21 protein-coding genes are annotated in these 18,985 nt (G+C 37.5%); 11 read left to right on the forward strand and 10 right to left on the reverse strand.

Features of this window, described 5'->3' with window-relative positions; translation table 11 throughout:
* Positions 1–19: 19 nt before the first annotated feature.
* Positions 20–388 carry a hypothetical protein gene (locus tag MKL33_RS13730; protein WP_005069482.1) on the reverse strand — a complete coding sequence of 123 codons (369 nt, stop codon included), beginning with the start codon at positions 386–388 and terminating at the stop codon, positions 20–22.
* A 295-nt stretch (positions 389–683) separates the two neighbouring features.
* On the opposite strand from MKL33_RS13730, the gene MKL33_RS13735 reads away from it, so the two are divergent.
* Positions 684–1,541, forward strand: a complete 858-nt coding sequence (locus tag MKL33_RS13735; protein WP_032056997.1) for a 3'(2'),5'-bisphosphate nucleotidase CysQ family protein — start codon at positions 684–686, stop codon at positions 1,539–1,541.
* Positions 1,542–1,598: 57 nt separating this feature from the next.
* Positions 1,599–2,333, forward strand: a complete 735-nt coding sequence (locus tag MKL33_RS13740) for a histidine phosphatase family protein (RefSeq protein WP_002117975.1) — start codon at positions 1,599–1,601, stop codon at positions 2,331–2,333.
* Positions 2,334–2,390: 57 nt separating this feature from the next.
* Here the strand turns inward: MKL33_RS13740 and rpsT are convergent, their stop codons facing one another.
* On the reverse strand, positions 2,391–2,657 hold the full coding sequence (gene rpsT / locus MKL33_RS13745; RefSeq protein WP_002117906.1) for a 30S ribosomal protein S20: 267 nt from the start codon (positions 2,655–2,657) through the stop codon (positions 2,391–2,393).
* Between the two features lie 212 nt (positions 2,658–2,869).
* Between rpsT and MKL33_RS13750 the strand changes: the two genes are divergently transcribed.
* The 8 genes from MKL33_RS13750 (at position 2,870) to MKL33_RS13785 (ending at position 12,127) form a co-directional block, all read left to right on the forward strand.
* A complete protein-coding gene (locus tag MKL33_RS13750; RefSeq protein WP_270907151.1) occupies positions 2,870–3,535 on the forward strand; it encodes an NAD(P)H-binding protein in 666 nt (221 codons plus the stop codon).
* A 12-nt stretch (positions 3,536–3,547) separates the two neighbouring features.
* Positions 3,548–4,054, forward strand: a complete 507-nt coding sequence (rraA, locus tag MKL33_RS13755) for a ribonuclease E activity regulator RraA (RefSeq protein ID WP_270907152.1) — start codon at positions 3,548–3,550, stop codon at positions 4,052–4,054.
* A gap of 24 nt (positions 4,055–4,078) precedes the next feature.
* Complete coding sequence (locus MKL33_RS13760) at positions 4,079–4,858, forward strand: glutathione S-transferase N-terminal domain-containing protein (protein ID WP_057070753.1); 780 nt, start codon at positions 4,079–4,081, stop codon at positions 4,856–4,858.
* Positions 4,859–5,001: 143 nt separating this feature from the next.
* Positions 5,002–5,934 carry a Dyp-type peroxidase gene (locus MKL33_RS13765; protein ID WP_025466564.1) on the forward strand — a complete coding sequence of 311 codons (933 nt, stop codon included), beginning with the start codon at positions 5,002–5,004 and terminating at the stop codon, positions 5,932–5,934.
* Positions 5,935–6,015: 81 nt separating this feature from the next.
* The gene (locus MKL33_RS13770; RefSeq protein WP_270907153.1) at positions 6,016–6,372 is read left to right on the forward strand and encodes a hypothetical protein; all 357 of its coding nucleotides are present in this window, start codon (positions 6,016–6,018) and stop codon (positions 6,370–6,372) included.
* A 134-nt stretch (positions 6,373–6,506) separates the two neighbouring features.
* Positions 6,507–9,968 (forward strand): transcription-repair coupling factor, encoded by a 3,462-nt coding sequence (mfd, locus tag MKL33_RS13775; RefSeq protein WP_270907154.1) that lies wholly within the window; start codon positions 6,507–6,509, stop codon positions 9,966–9,968.
* 201 nt (positions 9,969–10,169) lie between these two features.
* Positions 10,170–10,604 carry an HIT domain-containing protein gene (locus MKL33_RS13780; RefSeq protein WP_002117900.1) on the forward strand — a complete coding sequence of 145 codons (435 nt, stop codon included), beginning with the start codon at positions 10,170–10,172 and terminating at the stop codon, positions 10,602–10,604.
* Positions 10,605–10,660: 56 nt separating this feature from the next.
* On the forward strand, positions 10,661–12,127 hold the full coding sequence (locus tag MKL33_RS13785) for an adenylate/guanylate cyclase domain-containing protein (RefSeq protein ID WP_005069459.1): 1,467 nt from the start codon (positions 10,661–10,663) through the stop codon (positions 12,125–12,127).
* A gap of 55 nt (positions 12,128–12,182) precedes the next feature.
* On the opposite strand, the gene fdx is transcribed toward MKL33_RS13785, so the two are convergent.
* The 8 genes from fdx to MKL33_RS13825 form a co-directional block, all read right to left on the reverse strand.
* Positions 12,183–12,521 (reverse strand): ISC system 2Fe-2S type ferredoxin, encoded by a 339-nt coding sequence (gene fdx, locus MKL33_RS13790; protein ID WP_009387062.1) that lies wholly within the window; start codon positions 12,519–12,521, stop codon positions 12,183–12,185.
* 17 nt (positions 12,522–12,538) lie between these two features.
* The gene (gene hscA, locus MKL33_RS13795) at positions 12,539–14,398 is read right to left on the reverse strand and encodes a Fe-S protein assembly chaperone HscA (RefSeq protein WP_270907155.1); all 1,860 of its coding nucleotides are present in this window, start codon (positions 14,396–14,398) and stop codon (positions 12,539–12,541) included.
* A gap of 37 nt (positions 14,399–14,435) precedes the next feature.
* Positions 14,436–14,954, reverse strand: coding sequence for a Fe-S protein assembly co-chaperone HscB (hscB, locus tag MKL33_RS13800; RefSeq protein WP_005076214.1), 519 nt, complete (start codon positions 14,952–14,954; stop codon positions 14,436–14,438).
* A 90-nt stretch (positions 14,955–15,044) separates the two neighbouring features.
* Entirely contained in the window at positions 15,045–15,365 is a 321-nt protein-coding gene (gene iscA, locus MKL33_RS13805) for an iron-sulfur cluster assembly protein IscA (RefSeq protein ID WP_002117986.1), read from the reverse strand.
* 30 nt (positions 15,366–15,395) lie between these two features.
* Positions 15,396–15,782, reverse strand: a complete 387-nt coding sequence (iscU, locus tag MKL33_RS13810) for a Fe-S cluster assembly scaffold IscU (protein ID WP_002117907.1) — start codon at positions 15,780–15,782, stop codon at positions 15,396–15,398.
* A 66-nt stretch (positions 15,783–15,848) separates the two neighbouring features.
* Positions 15,849–17,066: an IscS subfamily cysteine desulfurase gene (locus tag MKL33_RS13815; protein ID WP_002117998.1), complete on the reverse strand. Its 1,218-nt coding sequence runs from the start codon at positions 17,064–17,066 to the stop codon at positions 15,849–15,851.
* Between the two features lies 1 nt (position 17,067).
* A complete protein-coding gene (locus tag MKL33_RS13820) occupies positions 17,068–17,541 on the reverse strand; it encodes an Rrf2 family transcriptional regulator (RefSeq protein WP_002117915.1) in 474 nt (157 codons plus the stop codon).
* Between the two features lie 109 nt (positions 17,542–17,650).
* Positions 17,651–18,298, reverse strand: coding sequence for a hypothetical protein (locus MKL33_RS13825; protein WP_270907156.1), 648 nt, complete (start codon positions 18,296–18,298; stop codon positions 17,651–17,653).
* Positions 18,299–18,506: 208 nt separating this feature from the next.
* Here MKL33_RS13825 and MKL33_RS13830 point away from each other — a divergent pair, with 208 nt between their 5' ends.
* The gene (locus tag MKL33_RS13830) at positions 18,507–18,962 is read left to right on the forward strand and encodes a phasin family protein (RefSeq protein ID WP_005069443.1); all 456 of its coding nucleotides are present in this window, start codon (positions 18,507–18,509) and stop codon (positions 18,960–18,962) included.
* Positions 18,963–18,985 lie beyond the last annotated feature (23 nt).

The raw sequence follows: 18,985 nt of genomic DNA on the forward strand, positions 1-18,985 counted from the left end.
AATCAATAACCTATATCACTTATTCAATATTTTTACTTAATGTTTGTACCTCAGAGTCTTCAGCTAAATAGCTCAATTCAATCGGTGAAATCACAAAAGTTGTATTATCTGAGGTCTGTTTAAATACAAAGCCATATTCAAAAGATTGGCTATTTTTACTTGGTAACCAGAATAGATAAGGGCAGCCAGTATAACTACCATCCCAACCCATTTCTCTAGCGAGAGCCAACGCTGTATCAGATTTCGCTATGATTTCTTTGAGTGATTCTTTATCTCGTGTTGAGACATCACCATCATCATCTGCAAATGTTTGTAGAAACTCATTTAAGGGCTTAAGGTCTTCCCAGTTATGTTCTATTGTCGAGAAATGATATCCATATAGCATCATGTGCACTTTCTTCCATCTTGTTATTGTGTCCTTGAACATACCAAGAAATATATGAAAAGGAAATGGATAAATCTGATTTAAGTTGTTTATTTTTCATAACTTATAGATTGTTTTTTGTACGGAATAAAGACTTTTATAAATATTAAAATTATTCATATTACCTCAATAGCATAGGCGGAAAGTAACAATCCTAATGATTAGGATAAATGACTATTTTAGTAAATCAAACTGTTGGCGAATATAGAATTGTTCATAATTCACCTATAATAGAAATGAAACTATATAGAGCATATTTATGTTTATAACAACTACGCGCCCACAAGATAATTTAATTCACCAACTTCTGCCGATTTTGGAACAGGCGAGTCAGATTTTACTAGAAGAATATCAAAACTATTCTGCGGGTTATGAGTTTACTATTCATGAAAAGCAAGATGATTCACCTGTAACCCAAGCAGATCTAAAGGTAAATAGATTTTTATTAAAGCATCTTGCAGAGATTACTCCAGAGTTGCCTGTATTGTCTGAAGAAAGTGATTATAGTGCCCGTCATGACTGGTCTACATGTTGGATGTTAGATCCGCTTGATGGTACGAAAGAGTTTATACATGAACGTGATGAATTTACGATCAATCTAAGCTTGATCAACGGCAAAGAAACAGTTTTCTCAGTTATTGCCGTGCCATGTGAACAAGTGGTGTACTTAGGATATCTGCAAGATTTACCTTTTAAATATAGCTTTAGCCAACAACAATGGTATCAATATCAGGTTAGTTCAACTTCGCTAGATGCACCTATACAAATAGGACTTAGTCACGGTAGTAAAAATCCAAAATACCAAAAATTTATTCAACCTATAGAAAAAGAACATCGCATTATTCGACGAGAAGCTGGGAGTGCCTATAAGTTTTGCATGATGTTAGAAGGTGAAATAGATATTTACCCACGCTTTCATCCTACTTCTGAATGGGATACCAGTTCTGGTCAAGGTCTGTTAGAAAGTATAGGCGGTGGTTTACTTACTCTGGATGGAAAACCTTTTGAATATAACCAAAGAAGCACGGTTTTAAATAAGGGCTTTATCGCTTTTCGTGATCAGGAAAGCAAAAAAATAGCATTTGAAGCATTAGCCCAATCAGGTGTTATCGATTGAGAGTTATGCCAGACATGTTATAGTGGCAAAGTATTGAAAAAAGATGACAAGATAAAGATGGCACTCGATTTATTGCCTAAAAGTATGTTTGAAGCAATTGATTTATTGCCCGATGCTTCAACTCCTGTAACCTTATTTACGCGCCATTCTTTAAGAGAACTTGTAGATGGGCAGGGCTTGGCTGGTTATGATCTCCAACTTACTCCTCAAGGACGTGAGCTTGCGCAGGCATGGGGTAATTACTTAATCAAAAATACAGATCGTGTTATTCAGCATTGTATTTCAAGTCCAATACAACGCTGTGTCGATACGGCGGCACTCATGATTGAAGGGGCTGACGATGTAAGTCCCCAATCAAATACTCATACGATTGAAATTATTGAGCAAGGGCTACTTGTTGAACCGGGTAGCTTTGTGTTGGATATACAACAAGCTGCTCCTTATTTTAAAAAGCAGGGTGCTTTAGGTTTTATTAATAGTTTTGTAAATAATGCATTACCTGGTATGAAACATCCCATTACAGGTGTTTTAGATGTACTAGAGCTTATTTACCGGACTCATCCAAAAACTAAAGGCGGTCTTAGTTTAGCCGTGAGTCATGACACGATTATTGCAGCAATTGTTGCTGTAATTTCTGGCGAGAATAAAATTAAGAAAGAAGACTGGCCGGAAATGATGGAAGGATTATTTGTATGGTTTGAAGGTGAAGAGTTTCCAAATTGTAAATTAAAGTGGATTTGGAGAGGAAAGGCCTATGAGCTGAATGTAGCTAAATTTCATAAAGTGCTATAAGCTCAAAAACAATAGATAATAAAAAAAGCCCTATTGGGCTTTTTTTACATGTTCAAATTAGTTAGCTAACGCTTTAACTTGAGCATTTAAACGGCTCTTATGACGAGCAGCTTTATTTTTGTGGATGATGCCTTTATCAGCCATGCGGTCGATTACAGGAACAGCTTTTTTGTAAGCTTCTGTAGCAACAGCATAATCACCACCAGCGATTGCACTTAAAGTACGTTTGATGTAGGTACGAACCATAGAACGCAAGCTTGCGTTGTGTTTACGCGCTGTAACGTTTTGACGCGCACGTTTTTTAGCTTGAGCAGAGTTTGCCACTCTTGCACTCCTTGAAAATAAGTTGGTCTGGGCGGGCTGTGGTCAATTCAGTAAACTGGTGTAACCATCACCAGCCCGTAAACAAGTGCCATATTGTGATGAATCAACACGGTGAAGTCAAGCCTTGCGAGCATTTTAAGCGGTTTTAGGGGCTGCTAAAACGGTAAGAAAAGGTTAAATTTGATACAAACTTAAAGAGGGTTGGATAAAAAATGACTATAAGTACTAAAAAAGCAATTGTGATAGGTGCTACGGGACTTGTGGGTTTAGCGCTTGTCGAACAGCTTGAGCAAACACCAGAATTTGAAGCGATTACTGTTGTGGTAAGAAAAGAATCACAACTACTTAATACATATAAAAAAGTTACTCAACTTGTTATAGAGGACTTTTTATTACTCAATGATGAAGATGTGAATGGCCATACCCATGCTTTTAGCTGTCTTGGAACAACATTAAAAGTGGCTGGTTCAAAACAGGCTTTTTATGCCGTGGATTATGAAATCAATGCTCATTTAGCAGATCTAGTGCAAGATAAGCACATTCATTTACTGCTAGTGAGTGCCCTTGGAGCAAATGCAAACTCTCCACTTTTCTATAATAAAGTGAAAGGACAGTTAGAGGATTATATTGAGAGCTTAGAACTCGAAAAACTATCTATTTTTAGACCGTCTTTACTGATTGGTAAACGCAGCGATGTACGGTTTATTGAAGACTTAGGGCAGAGTCTATTTAAACTTATTGAGAATAAATTTCAAAAGCCATTCAAATATAAGCCAGTAACTGCCGAGCAATTGGCTCATACGATGGTCGTAGCGGCGCTAACGCAAATTGAAGCCTTTAAACGATATGATAATCTGAGCATACAACAAACTCGATAAGGGAGTATTAAAGTGTCGACAGTACCATTTGTAACATGTGATTTATTAGATGATAACCCTGAAAAAGGCTTACAGGTTGTAATCCCATCAATGGATGGCAAGTTCTTTCAAAGTTATGGAGCTCGTAAAACTTTTGGGGGACAGGTTGTAACAGTAAAGTGCTTTGAAGATAACTCACGTGTAAAAGAGTTATTGGCAACAGATGGTACAGGTAAAGTATTAGTTGTGGATGGTGGTGCATCTATGCGCTGTGCACTCATGGGTGATTTGATTGCTGAGTCAGCAGTTAAAAACAACTGGAATGGTGTAGTGATTTACGGTTGTGTACGAGACGTTGATGCACTTGCGACCTTAGATTTGGGAGTACATGCATTGGCTGCAATTCCACAAAAAAGTAATCGTAAGGGCATTGGTGAGGTAGATATTAATTTGTATTTTGGTGGAGTCACAATTCAATCTGGTGATTTTATCTATGCTGATAATAATGGGATTGTGATAGCAAAAGAAAAATTAATCTAATTCTCTAATATAAAGGAAGGCACGATGGTGATTCATCAAATTAAAGTACTTCAAGCAGTTGTATCTGCAATTGCTGAAGGTGGTAGAGGTGTTTCAGGAACAGCATTTCCACAACAACCTGTAAAGGCTTTGAAATTATATGAATTTGAAGGTTCACCATTTTGCCGTCGTGTTCGTGAAGTGATTACACTTTTGAATCTGGACGTTGAAATTTATCCATGTCCTAAAGGTGGAACAAAGTATCGTTCAGTTGTAAAAGAAAAAGGCGGCAAATTACAGTTTCCATTTTTAATTGATGAAAATACTGGCGATCAGCTATATGAATCACAGGATATTATTCATCATTTATTTAAACATTATGGTAAGACAGGGAAAACGCCGCAGAAATTTTCGAGTTACCCAAACATGCCTTATGTTGCAGTTGCTGGAACTCTATTAAATGGAGCTCGCGGAATATGGATAAATAAAAAAATTGTTAATAGAGCTGCACCTGAACAAAAACTTGAGTTATGGAGTTTTGAAGCAAGTCCGTATTCACGAATTGTAAGAAGTCTACTCTCTGAACTTGAGCTTCCATATATTTTGCATAATGTAGCAAAAGAGAGATGGCAAGATATGGGACCTGCTATTCTTCGCTTAAAACCAGGGAAATATATACCTTTAGAAGGTGGAAAAAGGGAAAAGCTGTTGCCTATTATGCAGGATAAAATGCAAGTACCATACTTGGTAGACCCAAATACGGGAGTGAAGATGTTTGAGTCGGCTCAAATCGTAAAGTATTTAAAAAAGCAATATGGACGTTGATTAAGGTTAATTTGAGTAAGGGTTTAAGGCGGTTTACTTAAACTCTTATCAACATCAGATTTATTAACAGGCTGTATGAAAAAAATATGAGTATGCTAAATTAATAAACTTAAATACCTAAAAAGGCATATTTTATGGAATGTATGAGAATTCAACCTGTAACGAGTGCTCCTGGTGAAAATGCATTATTTATTGTATTGGGATTAGCTCAAGGTGATTCTGTAATAGAAAAAGTAAAAGATTTTGCTGCTAATTTTTCAGCACTAACCAGAAGTCTCTTTAATCGTTATCCAGATAGTAAATTTAATGCTACTTTAGGTTTTAGCTCAAATGCATGGGATATATTATTTCCAGAGCAATCCAAGCCTCAAGAGTTACAACCATTTCAAGAAATTAGAGGTCCGAAATACACGGCTGTCTCAACTCCGGGTGATTTATTTTTTCATATACGTGCTGATCGTCAGACTTTATGTTACGAGCTAGGTAATATAATTAATCAACAGCTTGGTAAAGTAACGTATCCAATTGATGAAGTTCATGGTTTTCGTTATTTTGACGGTCGTGCAATTATTGGCTTTGTGGATGGAACAGAGAATCCTGAACCTGTTATTGCAGCACAGTGGGCATTAGTAGGCGATGAAGACCCTGACTTTATCGGGGGAAGTTATGCTTTTATCCAAAAATATACACATGATATGGACAAATGGCGTTCATTAACTGACGAAGAGCAAGAAAAAGTGATCGGCCGTAAAAAGTTCAATGATGTTGAGCTCGGCGATGATGAAAAACCTTTAACGGCTCATAATGTCGTTAGTAAAGCTCATGATGCAGAAGGTAATGAACTTAAAATTATGCGAGCTAATATGCCTTTTTCAAATCCGTCTAGAAATGAATATGGCACATTCTTTATTGGCTACTCGCGTAAATTTAGTACAACCCGACAAATGCTTGAGAACATGTTTTTAGGTAACGAGCATGGTAATCTTGATCGGTTGCTTGACTTTAGTACTGCTCAAACAGGTACTTTATTTTTTGTACCGACTGTAGATTTTCTTGATGATTTAGGCGATGAATAGTCGTTAATTTAGAAGACTCAAATGATGGGAGTGACTAGATGACTTCCATTATTTAAATTGAAATAAATATGATGTGATGAAATGTTTAAAAAGATAACGCAGCTTTTTCAAGGCTCGAAAGAGACATCTGAACAAATTTACTTGCAAGAGAATCAATTAAAATTTGATTCTGAACGTGGGCCTATCATTAATGATGTAGTGATTAATCAGAAGTGGTCAGAGCATCTTGAATATTTCTCAAACCGTAAATTACAGAATTTTGATAATCTTCAAAAGTTATTTCAAATTACGCCACAAATTAATGAAAAGATAGATCTAGAAATCGCAACACAGCGCTATGTTGCAAGATTGGAAAATACTCAAGAAAAGCTACTTCAACTCAAAGCGATTATACAAATTTTAAATCAATATTACGTTTTGTTTTTGCGTGATAAATAATCATAGTTGATTGATTAAAAAATATAAAAAGTAGGGCCAACTAGTAGTTTGATTTTCAAAAAAATAACTCATTTCACTAAAAACATCATGCTACTATTGAGCTCATATCTTCTTAGCTGATAAAAGCCATATACATGTTTCAACAAGAAATCTCTCAATTGAATTTACAACAGCTCAAAGCCGGTGAAAAGCGTTGGGTAGGGTCGTTATTAGGTTCATCTGCTGCATTATTATTCAAAGAAATTGCTGTTCAGCATTCATCTTTGCTCGTGGTGGTGGCTCGAAATAACCAACATGTTGCTCAGTTAGAAAGTGAACTTGAATTTTATGGCATAAAACCGACAATTTTCCCTGATTGGGAAATTTTGCCGTATGACCGCTTGTCACCTCATCAAGATATTGTTTCAGAACGACTCGCGATATTATCCAATATGCCGCAAAAAGGTGTATTGCTCATTTCAGCAAGCACTTTAGCTCAAAGAGTTGCACCATATTCTTGGGTTTTAGGTGAGCATTTTGATATACGTGTGGGGCAAAAATTTGATTTAGAACAACAGAAGCTACGGTTAGTACAAGCTGGGTATCATTTAGTAGATACGGTTTATGACCATGGTGAGTTTGCTGTACGTGGCAGCATTATGGATATTTTTGCATCTGGTCAGGATGCACCTATCCGTATTGACCTATTTGATGATGAAATTGATACTTTAAAATTCTTTGATCCAGAAACACAAAGAACCACCACAACTTTAAAAAGTTTTACAGTTCTTCCCGCGAAAGAGTTCCCATTAAAAGAAGCTCGTTCCATTTTCAGAGATCGTTATTCTGAACTTTTTCCCACCGCAAATCCTAAGAAAAACCCAATTTACCAAGATGTTCTTGATGGAATCGCATCTCCAGGAATCGAGTTTTATTTACCGTTATTTTTTGATAAAACTTACATGCAATCTCAAAGTACACTCACAACGTACTTTCCAAAGAATTGCATTGTAATTACAAATAATGATGTGGATACTGATTTAACCAGTTTTTGGAAAGAAGTTTTCCGTCGCTATGAAGATAGACGCCACAATGCAGACCAGCCAATTCTCCCACCTGATGAGTTATTTATTGCACCAAATAACTTACTAAGTGCTTTAAATCAGTTCCCACGTATGCTTGTGAGTGCTGAAGCAGTTGAAGAAAAAGTTGGGGCTCTAAATCTTAAGGTTGAGCAACCACCTAAGTTGCCAGTTGATCCGAAAAAAGACAAACCATTTGCCGTAGTTAAAAAATATATTGATGAAGCAAATCATCCTGTTTTATTGGTTGCAGAAAGTGCTGGTCGACGAGAAAGTTTAAGAGATGGTTTGCGTGCCAGTCTGGGAGATATTCCTAGTGTAGATAGTTTTGAGCAATTCCAGAAAAGTCAGTTTGCGATTGCGATTACGAATGCGCCATTAGACCGTGGTTTGCTTTTAACTGATGAATTGTCTGTTATTTCAGAAAATCAGTTATATGAGCATCGGGTAGTCCAACGTCGTCGTAAACGTCAGCAAGAAGTTTCAGAAGAATTCCTAATTCGTAGTTTGACCGAATTAAGCATAGGTGCTCCTGTTGTTCATATTGACCATGGTGTAGGGCGTTACGCTGGATTAATTACTTTGGCAATTGAAGGGCAAGATTATGAATTCTTGCAACTAGACTATGCTGAAGAGGCAAAAGTTTATGTGCCCGTGACTAACTTGCACCTCATTAGCCGCTATAGTGGCGGAGATCCAGATTTAGCACCATTACACAAAATTGGAACTGACGCGTGGAGTAAGGCTAAACGTAAAGCTTTAGAACAAATTCATGATGTTGCAGCAGAGTTGCTACATATACAAGCACGTCGCCAGTCAAAACCTGGCTTTGGTTTTGAAGTCGATCAGTCACTTTATATGCAATTTGCGAGTGGATTTGCGTACGAAGAAACACTTGATCAAGCCAATGCTATTGAAGCGACGCTTTATGATATGCAACAAGCTAAACCGATGGATCGACTTGTTTGTGGGGACGTTGGTTTTGGTAAAACAGAAGTTGCAATGCGAGCAGCATTTGTTGCGGTGCAAAATGGTAAGCAGGTCGCTGTATTAGTACCGACGACATTACTTGCTCAACAGCATTATGAGTCTTTTAAAGACCGCTTTGCCGACTGGCCTGTTCGTATTGAAGTATTATCACGCTTTGGTTCAAATAAAACCCATACGAAAAATATTGAAGACCTTGCTGAAGGCAAAGTCGATATTGTGGTGGGCACCCATAAACTTTTACAAGAAAATGTACAGTTTAAAGATTTAGGCTTAATGGTGGTCGACGAAGAGCACCGTTTTGGGGTGCGTGATAAAGAGCGTATTAAAGCATTACGTGCAGATGTAGATATGCTAACGCTTACAGCTACACCAATTCCACGTACGCTTAATATGGCTTTTTCGGGAATGCGTGATTTATCTATCATTGCTACACCGCCAGCCCGTCGTTTAGCTGTTAAAACCTTTGTACAAGAACATACTGAAGCGTCGATTAAAGAAGCGATTTTGCGTGAGTTACTACGTGGTGGCCAAGTATATTTCTTGCACAATGAAGTTGATACGATTGAGAGAGCAGCTGAAAATATTCGTGTGCTTGTCCCTGAAGCTCGTGTAGCTGTTGCACACGGACAAATGAGGGAAAGAGAACTTGAGCAAGTCATGCAACAGTTCTATCACAAAGAATACAATGTATTGGTATGCTCAACCATTATTGAAACCGGAATTGATGTTCCAAATGCCAACACTATTTTGATAGAAAGGGCTGACAAACTTGGTTTAGCTCAACTACATCAATTACGTGGCCGTGTAGGACGTTCACATCACCAAGCTTATGCCTATTTATTGGTTCCTTCGATAAAGCATTTAAAAGGTGATGCTGAAAAACGCCTTGATGCAATCCAACGTGCTTCAACTCTTGGTGCTGGTTTCATGTTGGCTACAGAAGATTTAGAAATTCGAGGCGCAGGTGAGCTTTTAGGTGAGCAGCAAAGTGGTTCAATGCAGGCAATTGGTTATAGCTTGTATATGGAAATGCTGGAAAAAGCTACTAAAGCGATTCAGCAAGGGAAAACGCCGAATTTTGATGCACCTTTATCATTAACAGCAGAAATTAATTTACACATACCTGCTCTTATTCCAGATGAGTACCTAGGTGACGTGCATCAGCGTTTATTATTCTATAAGCGTATTAGTAATACAGATACCCAAGAAAAGCTCGACAATATCCGTATGGAGCTTATTGACCGTTTTGGGGTTCCACCGCAATCAGTTAAACACTTATTTAGTGTTCACCAAATTCGACTGAAAGCTGAACAGTTAGGGATTACTAAAATCGATATTAATACTCAAGGTGGCAATATTGAATTCTCGCCTGATACACCTGTTCAGGCCATCAGTATTATTCAACTCATGCAAAAGCATCCAACCTATTATCGTATGGAAGGTGGTCAACGTTTAAAGGTTATGGTTCAGCTTGAAGAGCAGGAAAAACGAATCCAATTTATTAATGATTTATTAGCGAAATTATTGAATGAATTACATGCTTGAATAGTGTTTTAAAGTGATTTTCATTCTATACAAATCCTTTATATGTTGATAACAGAATTTTATGCACGATTTCTCGGTCTATTGGGGGAATAAGTGCATAAAATCATTGTTATTTGTAATCAAACCAGACACTAGCAATACTCACATCAAAACTGATGTGATAGTATTAGCCATTATTGTTTATTGTCATTTATAAAAGATATGTTTAGTTTGCATCCACAACTTGCTCAAGATACTTTTTTTGTAGGCGATTTCCCGCTTTCAACATGTCGTTTAATGAATGATATGCAATTCCCTTGGCTGATTTTAATCCCTCGTGTGCCGGGAATCACAGAATTATATGAGTTGAGCCAAGCTGACCAAGAACAGTTTTTGCGCGAATCAAGTTGGTTATCTAGCCAGCTATCTCGTGTATTCCGCGCTGATAAAATGAATGTTGCAGCTTTGGGCAATATGGTGCCTCAATTGCATTTCCATCATGTGGTACGTTATCAGAATGATGTTGCATGGCCTAAACCAGTATGGGGTACACCTGCGGTTCCTTATACAAATGATGTGCTGGCTCATATGCGTCAAACTCTTATGCTTGCGTTACGTGGTCAAGGTGATATGCCATTTGATTGGCGCATGGACTAAATCAATGCAATGCCACATTTATATGAATGTGGCTACATTGAGGTGTGGAGGATAGGGTGCAATTAGAGAGGTTTATCGATAGAGAGCCTAAGCAGTTTGCATATTTTCATCGTTTGATGGGATATTCAATTCTGTCATTAATTTTAGTGATCTATGCTTTTACCTCACCTAATACTAATTATCAGATCTATGTTCCACCTTTTTTCCTATTTCTGCTTTTTATTAGTTCGAAGTTAGAACACTGGCTTCAGTACCAATTCGATAAAAAAACTCAAAAAAGTGTTTTCTTTGCAATCGATGCAATTGTTGTAGCAGTTACCTTAGCAGGTCTGCATCTTAATTTGGTGCCTACATTTATTGCACTCTTCGCATTATTTTATTCAGCAATTAATAGTCGTATTTCTTTCGCAGTCATTTGTTTGACCAGTTTGTTAGGCGCGATTATTTTTTATTTAAGTACTTTCTTTTTATTTGGTTTTTATACATATTTTGAGCCTACTAGCCAAGAGTTGACTGTAATTACACTTCTTGGTTTGGTTATGTTTATTACCATCGGAAACTACTACCAGCATCGCTGGGTTAAAAAAATCAGTCAGCAGCGTCAACATTACTATGACCAAATGACCCGCTATATTGCTTTTGCTAATCAGTTAAGCCGTTATGCGCCACTACAGTTGTGGCAGTCTATTATGCGCGGTGAGGCTGAAGCAAAGATTGAATATAAGCGTAAAAAAATGACAGTGTTTTTTTCTGATATTCAGGGTTTTACAGAGTTATCAGAAACTTTGATTCCAGATGATTTGGCATTTTTGCTTAATGATTATTTAAGCCATATGACTGAAATTGCTAAACAGTATGAAGCTACAGTTGATAAATTTATGGGGGATGCCATTCTCATATTTTTTGGTGATCCGAATTCACAAGGTGTGGAGCAAGATGCCAAAGCCTGTGTAGAAATGGCAATCGCTATGCGTCAGCAAATGAAATTGTTGCGCGAGCGCTGGAAAAAAATGGGTTACTCAGCATTGCATATCCGAATGGGTATTAGTACTGGTTATTGCCACGTAGGAAATTATGGGGCAACCCATCGTATGGCTTATACGATTGTGGGGCGTGATGTGAATTTAGCGGCACGTCTGCAATATGCTGCTGAAATAGATGAAATCTTAATTTCAGATGATACTTATCAATTAATCAAAAGTGATTTCCTGTGCGCACCTAAAACACCGATTTATCTAAAAGGTATTCAAGGTGCCGTAAAGACATGGCAAGTGATGGAGAAATATACAGGGAATAAGTCAGATCATCAGCAATGGTTTGATTATGAGTATAAAGGCTTTCACTTGGTACTTAATTTAGAGGAAGTACAAAACTATGAATATCCTGAACTAGTAGAAGTGCTTGAAAAAATGATTCAACGAATTAAAGTTCAACAAACTTTAGTGAATACTCAAGGTATAGCGCAGTTAAGACTTGAAGATGAAGTTAAACCTTTAGAAATAGACCAGCAAGATCAGGTTTAGAGTTTATAAAACATAAAAAAAGCTGCTTTAAAAGCAGCTTTTTTTATTAACACGATTAATGATTTTCTGAAGCGTGGTTGATTGTATATTTAGGGATCTCAATTTCTAAATCTTCATCAACAATTTTTACTTGGCATGAAAGGCGAGAATCTGGTTCAAGACCCCAAGCGCGATCTAAAAGGTCTGCTTCAACATCATCCATTTCTTCTAGGCTATCAAAACCTTTGCGAACTACTACGTGACAGGTAGTGCAAGCACATGACATGTCACATGCGTGTTCGATTTTAATTCCTCGATCAAGCAAACTTTGGCAAAGATTTGCATTCTGTTCAACTTCAAATTCTGCACCTTCAGGACAAAATTGAGCGTGAGGAAGTACTTTAATGCGGGGCATATTGATCACCTATACCTTTAGTTTGAATTTGACCAATCTTCAAGTTTTGTACCTTTTAAGGCGTGGTCAATATGTCGATTCATACGTAGTGCAGCAAAAGCATCACTATGTACTTTAAGTTGTTCTACAGCTTTTTCAATTGCTTGAATATCATTGCCTTCAAGTTGTACTTTAAGCGAGTTTTCAGCGGCTTTAAGTGCTTCGAGTTGCTCATCATTGAGTAAATCAGCATCAACTTTCAGGGCTTGTTCTAATGCTTCAAGCTCACGTTGAGCTTCAACTTTGGTTTCTTTTAAATGACGCAGATTTTTGTCTTCTTCTGCGTGTTGGAAGCCTTCAATTAACAAGCGTTCAGTGTCAGACTCTGATAAACCATAAGATGGTTTAATATCAATTTGAGCTTGTACACCTGAAGTCGTTTCACGAGCTGAAACAGTAAGTAAGCCGTCTGCATCTACCTGAAAGGTAACTTCAATACGTGCTTGACCAGCAGTCATTGGAGGAATGCCATGAAGAACGAATCTTCCTAACGATCGACAGTGTTCGACTAAATCTCTTTCACCTTGAACTACATGAATCAGCATGGCAGTTTGGCCATCTTGATAAGTAGTAAACTCTTGGCGGCGAGCAACTGGAATAGCTGTATTACGAGAAATAAGACGCTCTACTAATCCACCCATGGTTTCTAAGCCAAGAGAAAGAGGAGTAACATCTAAAAGTAGTGAGCCGTCTTGGCTGTTTCCAATTAATTGATTGGCTGTAATAGAAGCACCAATCGCGACTACTTCATCAGGATTAATCGTGCAAAGTGGTTCTTGATTAAACACATTGCGAACTGCTTGCTGAACAGCATACGAACGGGTAGAGCCACCTACTAAAACAACATTTTGGATATCTGATAATTCAAGTTTTGCATCACGTAAAACACGTTTGCAAACACTGATTGTTTTGTCTAAAGCAACTTGAATAATGCTCTCAAAGGTTGAGCGATCAAGTGTTAGTACATTTTTAAGTAGTTTTAACTGAACAGATTCTTGTGTAGAGAGCTGTTCTTTTGCTTGGCGAGCAGCAACAATAAATACTGCATAGTTTTCATCACTTAGCGTATCAATATTTAATTGTTTTTTAGCCCACTTAACAATGAGACGATCTAAATCATCACCGCCTAAAGCAGTATGACCACCTGTAGCTAATACTTCAAAGACACCTTGTGAAAAACGTAGGATTGATACGTCGAAAGTACCACCACCTAAGTCATAAATCACATAGTTATGATCTGTAGCTAAATTCGTTTCTTGATCTAAACCATAAGCCACAGCAGCAGCAGTTGGCTCATTTAAAAGACGTAGTACATTCAACCCAGCCAGCTGTGCAGCATCGCGTGTTGCTTGACGTTGTGCTTCATCAAAATAAGCTGGAACAGTAATTACGGCTCCATTTACTGGGTTTTGTAAACTAGATTCAGCACGTTCTTTTAGTTGTTTTAAAATTTCAGCTGAAATTTCAACAGGCGTTTTACGACCAGAACGTGTCTCGAAAGCTGGCATCTCATTTTCAGAACCAACTAATTCATATGGGTGTTGAAATTTGATATCTGCTTTTGAGCGTCCCATGAAACGCTTTACAGAAACAATTGTATTTTTTGGATCAGCAATAATGAAAGGTTTTGCTTCTTCACCATAATGAGTGACATCATTTCCATAATGCACAATAGAAGGAAGAAGTCGTCTTTCTTTTTCGTCGTTAAGGACTTTTGGTTTGCCTGATAACACTGTCGCAACTAAAGAATGTGTTGTTCCTAGGTCGATACCAATCGCAATGCGGTGTTCATGTGGGGCACTGGATTGACCCGGTTCAGCAATTTGCAAAAGTGCCATGAGTTAAATCCTTTGAATATAAATTGGAAAAAGCAAATTAAAAATCATCGTCTAAATCAAAGTTGTCTTCATCATCCAACAGTTGATCTTCTGCTTTTTCAATATCGTTAAGAACGCGCTGAAAGAAACGTAATTTACGTACAGTATCTCGAGCTTCGCCCCAATCTTCATCTGAGTAGTCAATTTTAAATTCGCGAACTAAGCCTTCAATCCACTGAAAAACTTCTTGCTTAAGAGTACTCAAATGCTCTTGTGAAGTTGCTTCATCAAGTTGCTCACGAAGCTCTAGAGCTGATTGTAGGAACTCAAAATCACTAATGGATTGATCAAGGTGATGATCTTGCTTTTTTAACGCTAATAGATAAGCAGCGCGGCTATCTACTTGCGAAAGTACTTTAAAAGCTTGATTGATTTCACTTGATTTGATCAATGCCTGATCTTTATCTTCTGCTTTATCTGGGTGATATTGCTGTTGCAAACTTAAGAAACTAGATTTTAAGCTCGCCAAATCGATATCGAGTTCTACGGGTAAATTGAACAACTCAAAATGATTCATTAGAAAGGAGGTCCACGTTAATTAAATACATTAAAACAGTGCTATAAAAAGTCACTGTTTTAATGAAAAGGATGGAAGGAGAAGAGGGAGTTATACAGTGAAAGACTCACCGCAACCACATTCACCTTTTTTGTTGGGATTGTTAAATTCGAACCCTTCGTTAAGGCCATTCTTTACGTAGTCCATTTCTAAGCCTTCTAAATAGACAAGACTTTTTGGATCTACAAAAACCTTAACGCCAAATTGTTCGAAAACTTGGTCATGTTCATCGACAGAATCAACAAATTCGAGAACATAAGCCAACCCAGAACAACCAGAAGTTTTCACACCCACGCGAATGCCTTCACCCTTACCTCGATTTTTAAGGTAATTGCTAATATGAGTCGCAGCATTTTCAGTTAAATGAATCATGAAAACTCCAACGTTTACAATGGTAACAAATTAAGCTTTAGATTTTTTACTGCGGTAATCATCAATCGCAGCTTTAATTGCATCTTCAGCTAGTACAGAGCAGTGAACTTTTACTGGAGGAAGAGCAAGCTCAGTTGCGATATCAATATTTTTGATCGCTTGAGCTTCATCAAGAGTCTTACCTTTTAACCATTCAGTTACAAGTGAGCTTGATGCAATTGCAGAACCACAACCATAAGTTTTGAAGCGTGCTTCTTCAATCACACCACTATCATTTACCTGAATTTGCAGACGCATCACGTCGCCACATGCAGGTGCACCCACCATGCCTGTACCAACATTTTCAGAGTTTTTATCTAAAACACCAACATTACGTGGGTTTTCGTAATGATCAATTACCTTTTCGCTATAAGCCATTTCGCTTCTCCAAACCTCGGGGTCAGCCTAATATTAATATGAGGGTTAAAACACTAATTTCAATAATTAGTGTTCTGCCCATTCAACTGTAGAAAGATCGATACCTTCTTTATACATATCCCAAAGCGGAGAAAGTTCACGTAATTTCTCAACAGCGGCTTTGGTAATTGTAAGCACGTGGTCAATGTCTTCTTCAGTTGTGTATTTACCAAAACTAAAGCGGATTGAGCTGTGTGCTAGCTCATCAGATAAACCTAATGCGCGAAGAACATATGAAGGCTCTAAAGTTGCAGAAGTACAAGCAGAACCACTTGATACAGCAGCATCTTTAAGAGACATCATTAAAGATTCACCTTCAACAAAGTTGAAGCTAACATTTAAATAGTTTGCAACATTTTGAGTTGGGTGACCATTTAAGAACACTTGTTCAAGGTCTTGTAAACCGTTCCAAAGTTTGTCACGAAGTTTACGGAGACGCTCTTGTTCTGCATGCATTGTTTTACCTGCAATTTCAAAAGCTTCACCCATACCAACGATTTGGTGAGTAGCCAAAGTACCAGAACGCATACCACGCTCATGACCACCACCATGAATCTGTGCTTTTAGACGAACACGCGGGCTACGACGTACATATAATGCGCCGATACCTTTTGGACCATAAATTTTATGAGCAGAGAAACTCATAAGGTCAATTTTCATCGTAGATAAGTCGATATCAACTTTACCAGCTGCTTGCGCTGCATCTACGTGGAAAAATGTTTTGTTGGCACGTGTTAATTCACCAATCGCCGCTACATCTGTGACTGTACCAATTTCATTGTTTACCATCATAAGAGAAACAAGAATAGTATCTGGGCGAAGGGCAGCCTTAACCATTTCAGGAGTGATTAAACCGGTTTGTGGTTCTGGCTCTAAATAAGTAATTTCAAAGCCTTGTTCTTCTAATTCACGACAAGGATCTAGAACAGCTTTGTGTTCAATTTTACTTGTAATGATATGTTTGCCTTTAGATGCATAGAATTGAGCTACACCTTTAAGGGCAAGGTTATCTGATTCAGTTGCACCAGAAGTCCAAACGATTTCACGTGGATCAGCTTTAATTAAATTTGCTACTTGCTCACGTGCATATTCAACTTTTTCTTCTGCCTGCCAGCCATAAGCGTGGGAACGAGACGCAGCATTACCAAAGGTACCGTCGAAAGTTAAACACTCCATCATACGTTCTGCAACTTGCGGATCTACTGGAGTGGTTGCTGCGTAATCAAGATAAATTGGACGTTTCATATCAAATACCTGTACCCGATAAAAGAGCTGAATCTGTGCCAGTCACATTTTGGCGTAATGCAACAGTTTGAACGTTGTCTCGGCTAATGAGGTCGGCAAGAGAGATTTTTGCTAAATAGTCGGCAATATGATGAGAGAGTTCTTGCCATAAATCATGAGTGAGACACATTGCACCATTTTGGCAGTTACCTTTATGGTCACAACGTGTTGCATCAACCGTTTCATTTACAGCTTCAATAATTTCTAACACAGTAATTTCATCAGCATTTCGAGCCAAATGGTAACCACCATTTGCACCACGAACACTAGAAACTAACCCATGACGCTTAAGTTTTGCGAATAACTGTTCTAAATAAGCAACTGAAATGGATTGGCGTGCGGCAATTTCGGCGAGCGTGATCGTTTGTTCAGTTGGCTGCAAAGCTAAATCAAGTAGAGCAGTCACTGCGTAGCGACCGCGAGTTGTAAGGCGCATGATTCGATACACATGTTAAGACTAGATAATAGGATTTTATGAATCCCGACTAAAATAGTCAAGTTTTTTTATTTTTAATTCAAGTGTAGGAACAAAATAGAAAAATAAATTAGGCAACCCACAAATTATATATGAAATAAACAATAAATATTAGGCTAATTATACCAAAGGAGAAGTTAATATTTCGTTGACGTCGTTGTAAGCGAGTAATTCGATTTTGATACTGTTTAATTTCCACGTGAAGGGAGTTGATCTCTGATCTTTGTTGATCAATTTTCTCAAGTAATGGAGCGATCCGTTTACGTGAAGCAAGGGTTTCAGCTTCATCATCTGGAGTGTTAAACCACTGTTTCCAGTCAACTAGCAATTTTGGAAGAGTTAAATGAGAAATTAAATCTAGAAGTTCCTTTTTCGTTTCCTCATCACCATCAATACGCATATTTTTAAGACTGCGTTGGTTAGAAAAACCAAAAATTTTAATTAAATCGATAAGCGTACTATTAATCTCAAGATCAATACGTCTATCAAAAGAATGAATATCGAATAACAAACCTTTTTCTGTAAATTGAACATAGAAGTCAAAGAAAGGTAAATAGCTATTAATACGAATCGTTGTTTTGTTCAAAATAAGCTTTTTCGCTTGCAAGCGAAGGGCACCATCGTGGGTGAGAATAAATGAAAAAAAAGTTTCTAAAATAATTAGAACAATATTCAGCAACAGACGCGGATGTTTTTGTCTTTGTTGCGTTTCACTCATAAAAGTTTATCCTTAGAAATAGCAATTAACCGAAGAATGGGACATCCTATCCCAAACTTAACACAATGTCGTGTTAAATATATTTACATGACTTATTTGCTTTGTAGAACAGTTTTGTAAATGGATCAAGTCTTTACTTTGATATTATAGAAATATTTTGTGGTCAAATCAGTCATCATTTCTCTCATCTGATTAGGAGTTTAGATTAATGGATAATGCAAATACAGATACCCAGATAGAAGAGTCGGAAGAAAAAAATAAATTAAAATCAAAAAGTTCAAGAAAATCAGCTTTAGATTTTAGGAAGTATACTAAGCAAATTTGGCTAGCAGGACTTGGTGCTTTTTCACGTGCGGAAGAAGAGGGAAATAAGCTCTTTGATTCTTTGGTTAAAGTGGGTGAGGAGCTAGAATCAAAAACTGGAGACTTGGCAGACAATACTGTTGGCAAGGTCACAGAAAAAGCAAAAGAATCTGTATCTGAAACAAAAGACAGAGTAGAAAAGATTCTTGATACGAGTGTTAATCACTCTTTAAACCGTATTGGGTTGGTGACACCGAAGGATTTGCAACACATCGAACAACTGCTCGTACAACTGCATATTAAAGTGGATGCTTTAATAGAAGAAAATCAACAGTTGAAAGCAAAATTGAATAAAAAGTAAAAAAATGTTGGGATTTAGCAAAT

This window comes from Acinetobacter sp. AOR43_HL, assembly GCF_027854635.1.
GTDB classification, from domain to species: Bacteria; Pseudomonadota; Gammaproteobacteria; order Pseudomonadales; family Moraxellaceae; genus Acinetobacter; species Acinetobacter pittii.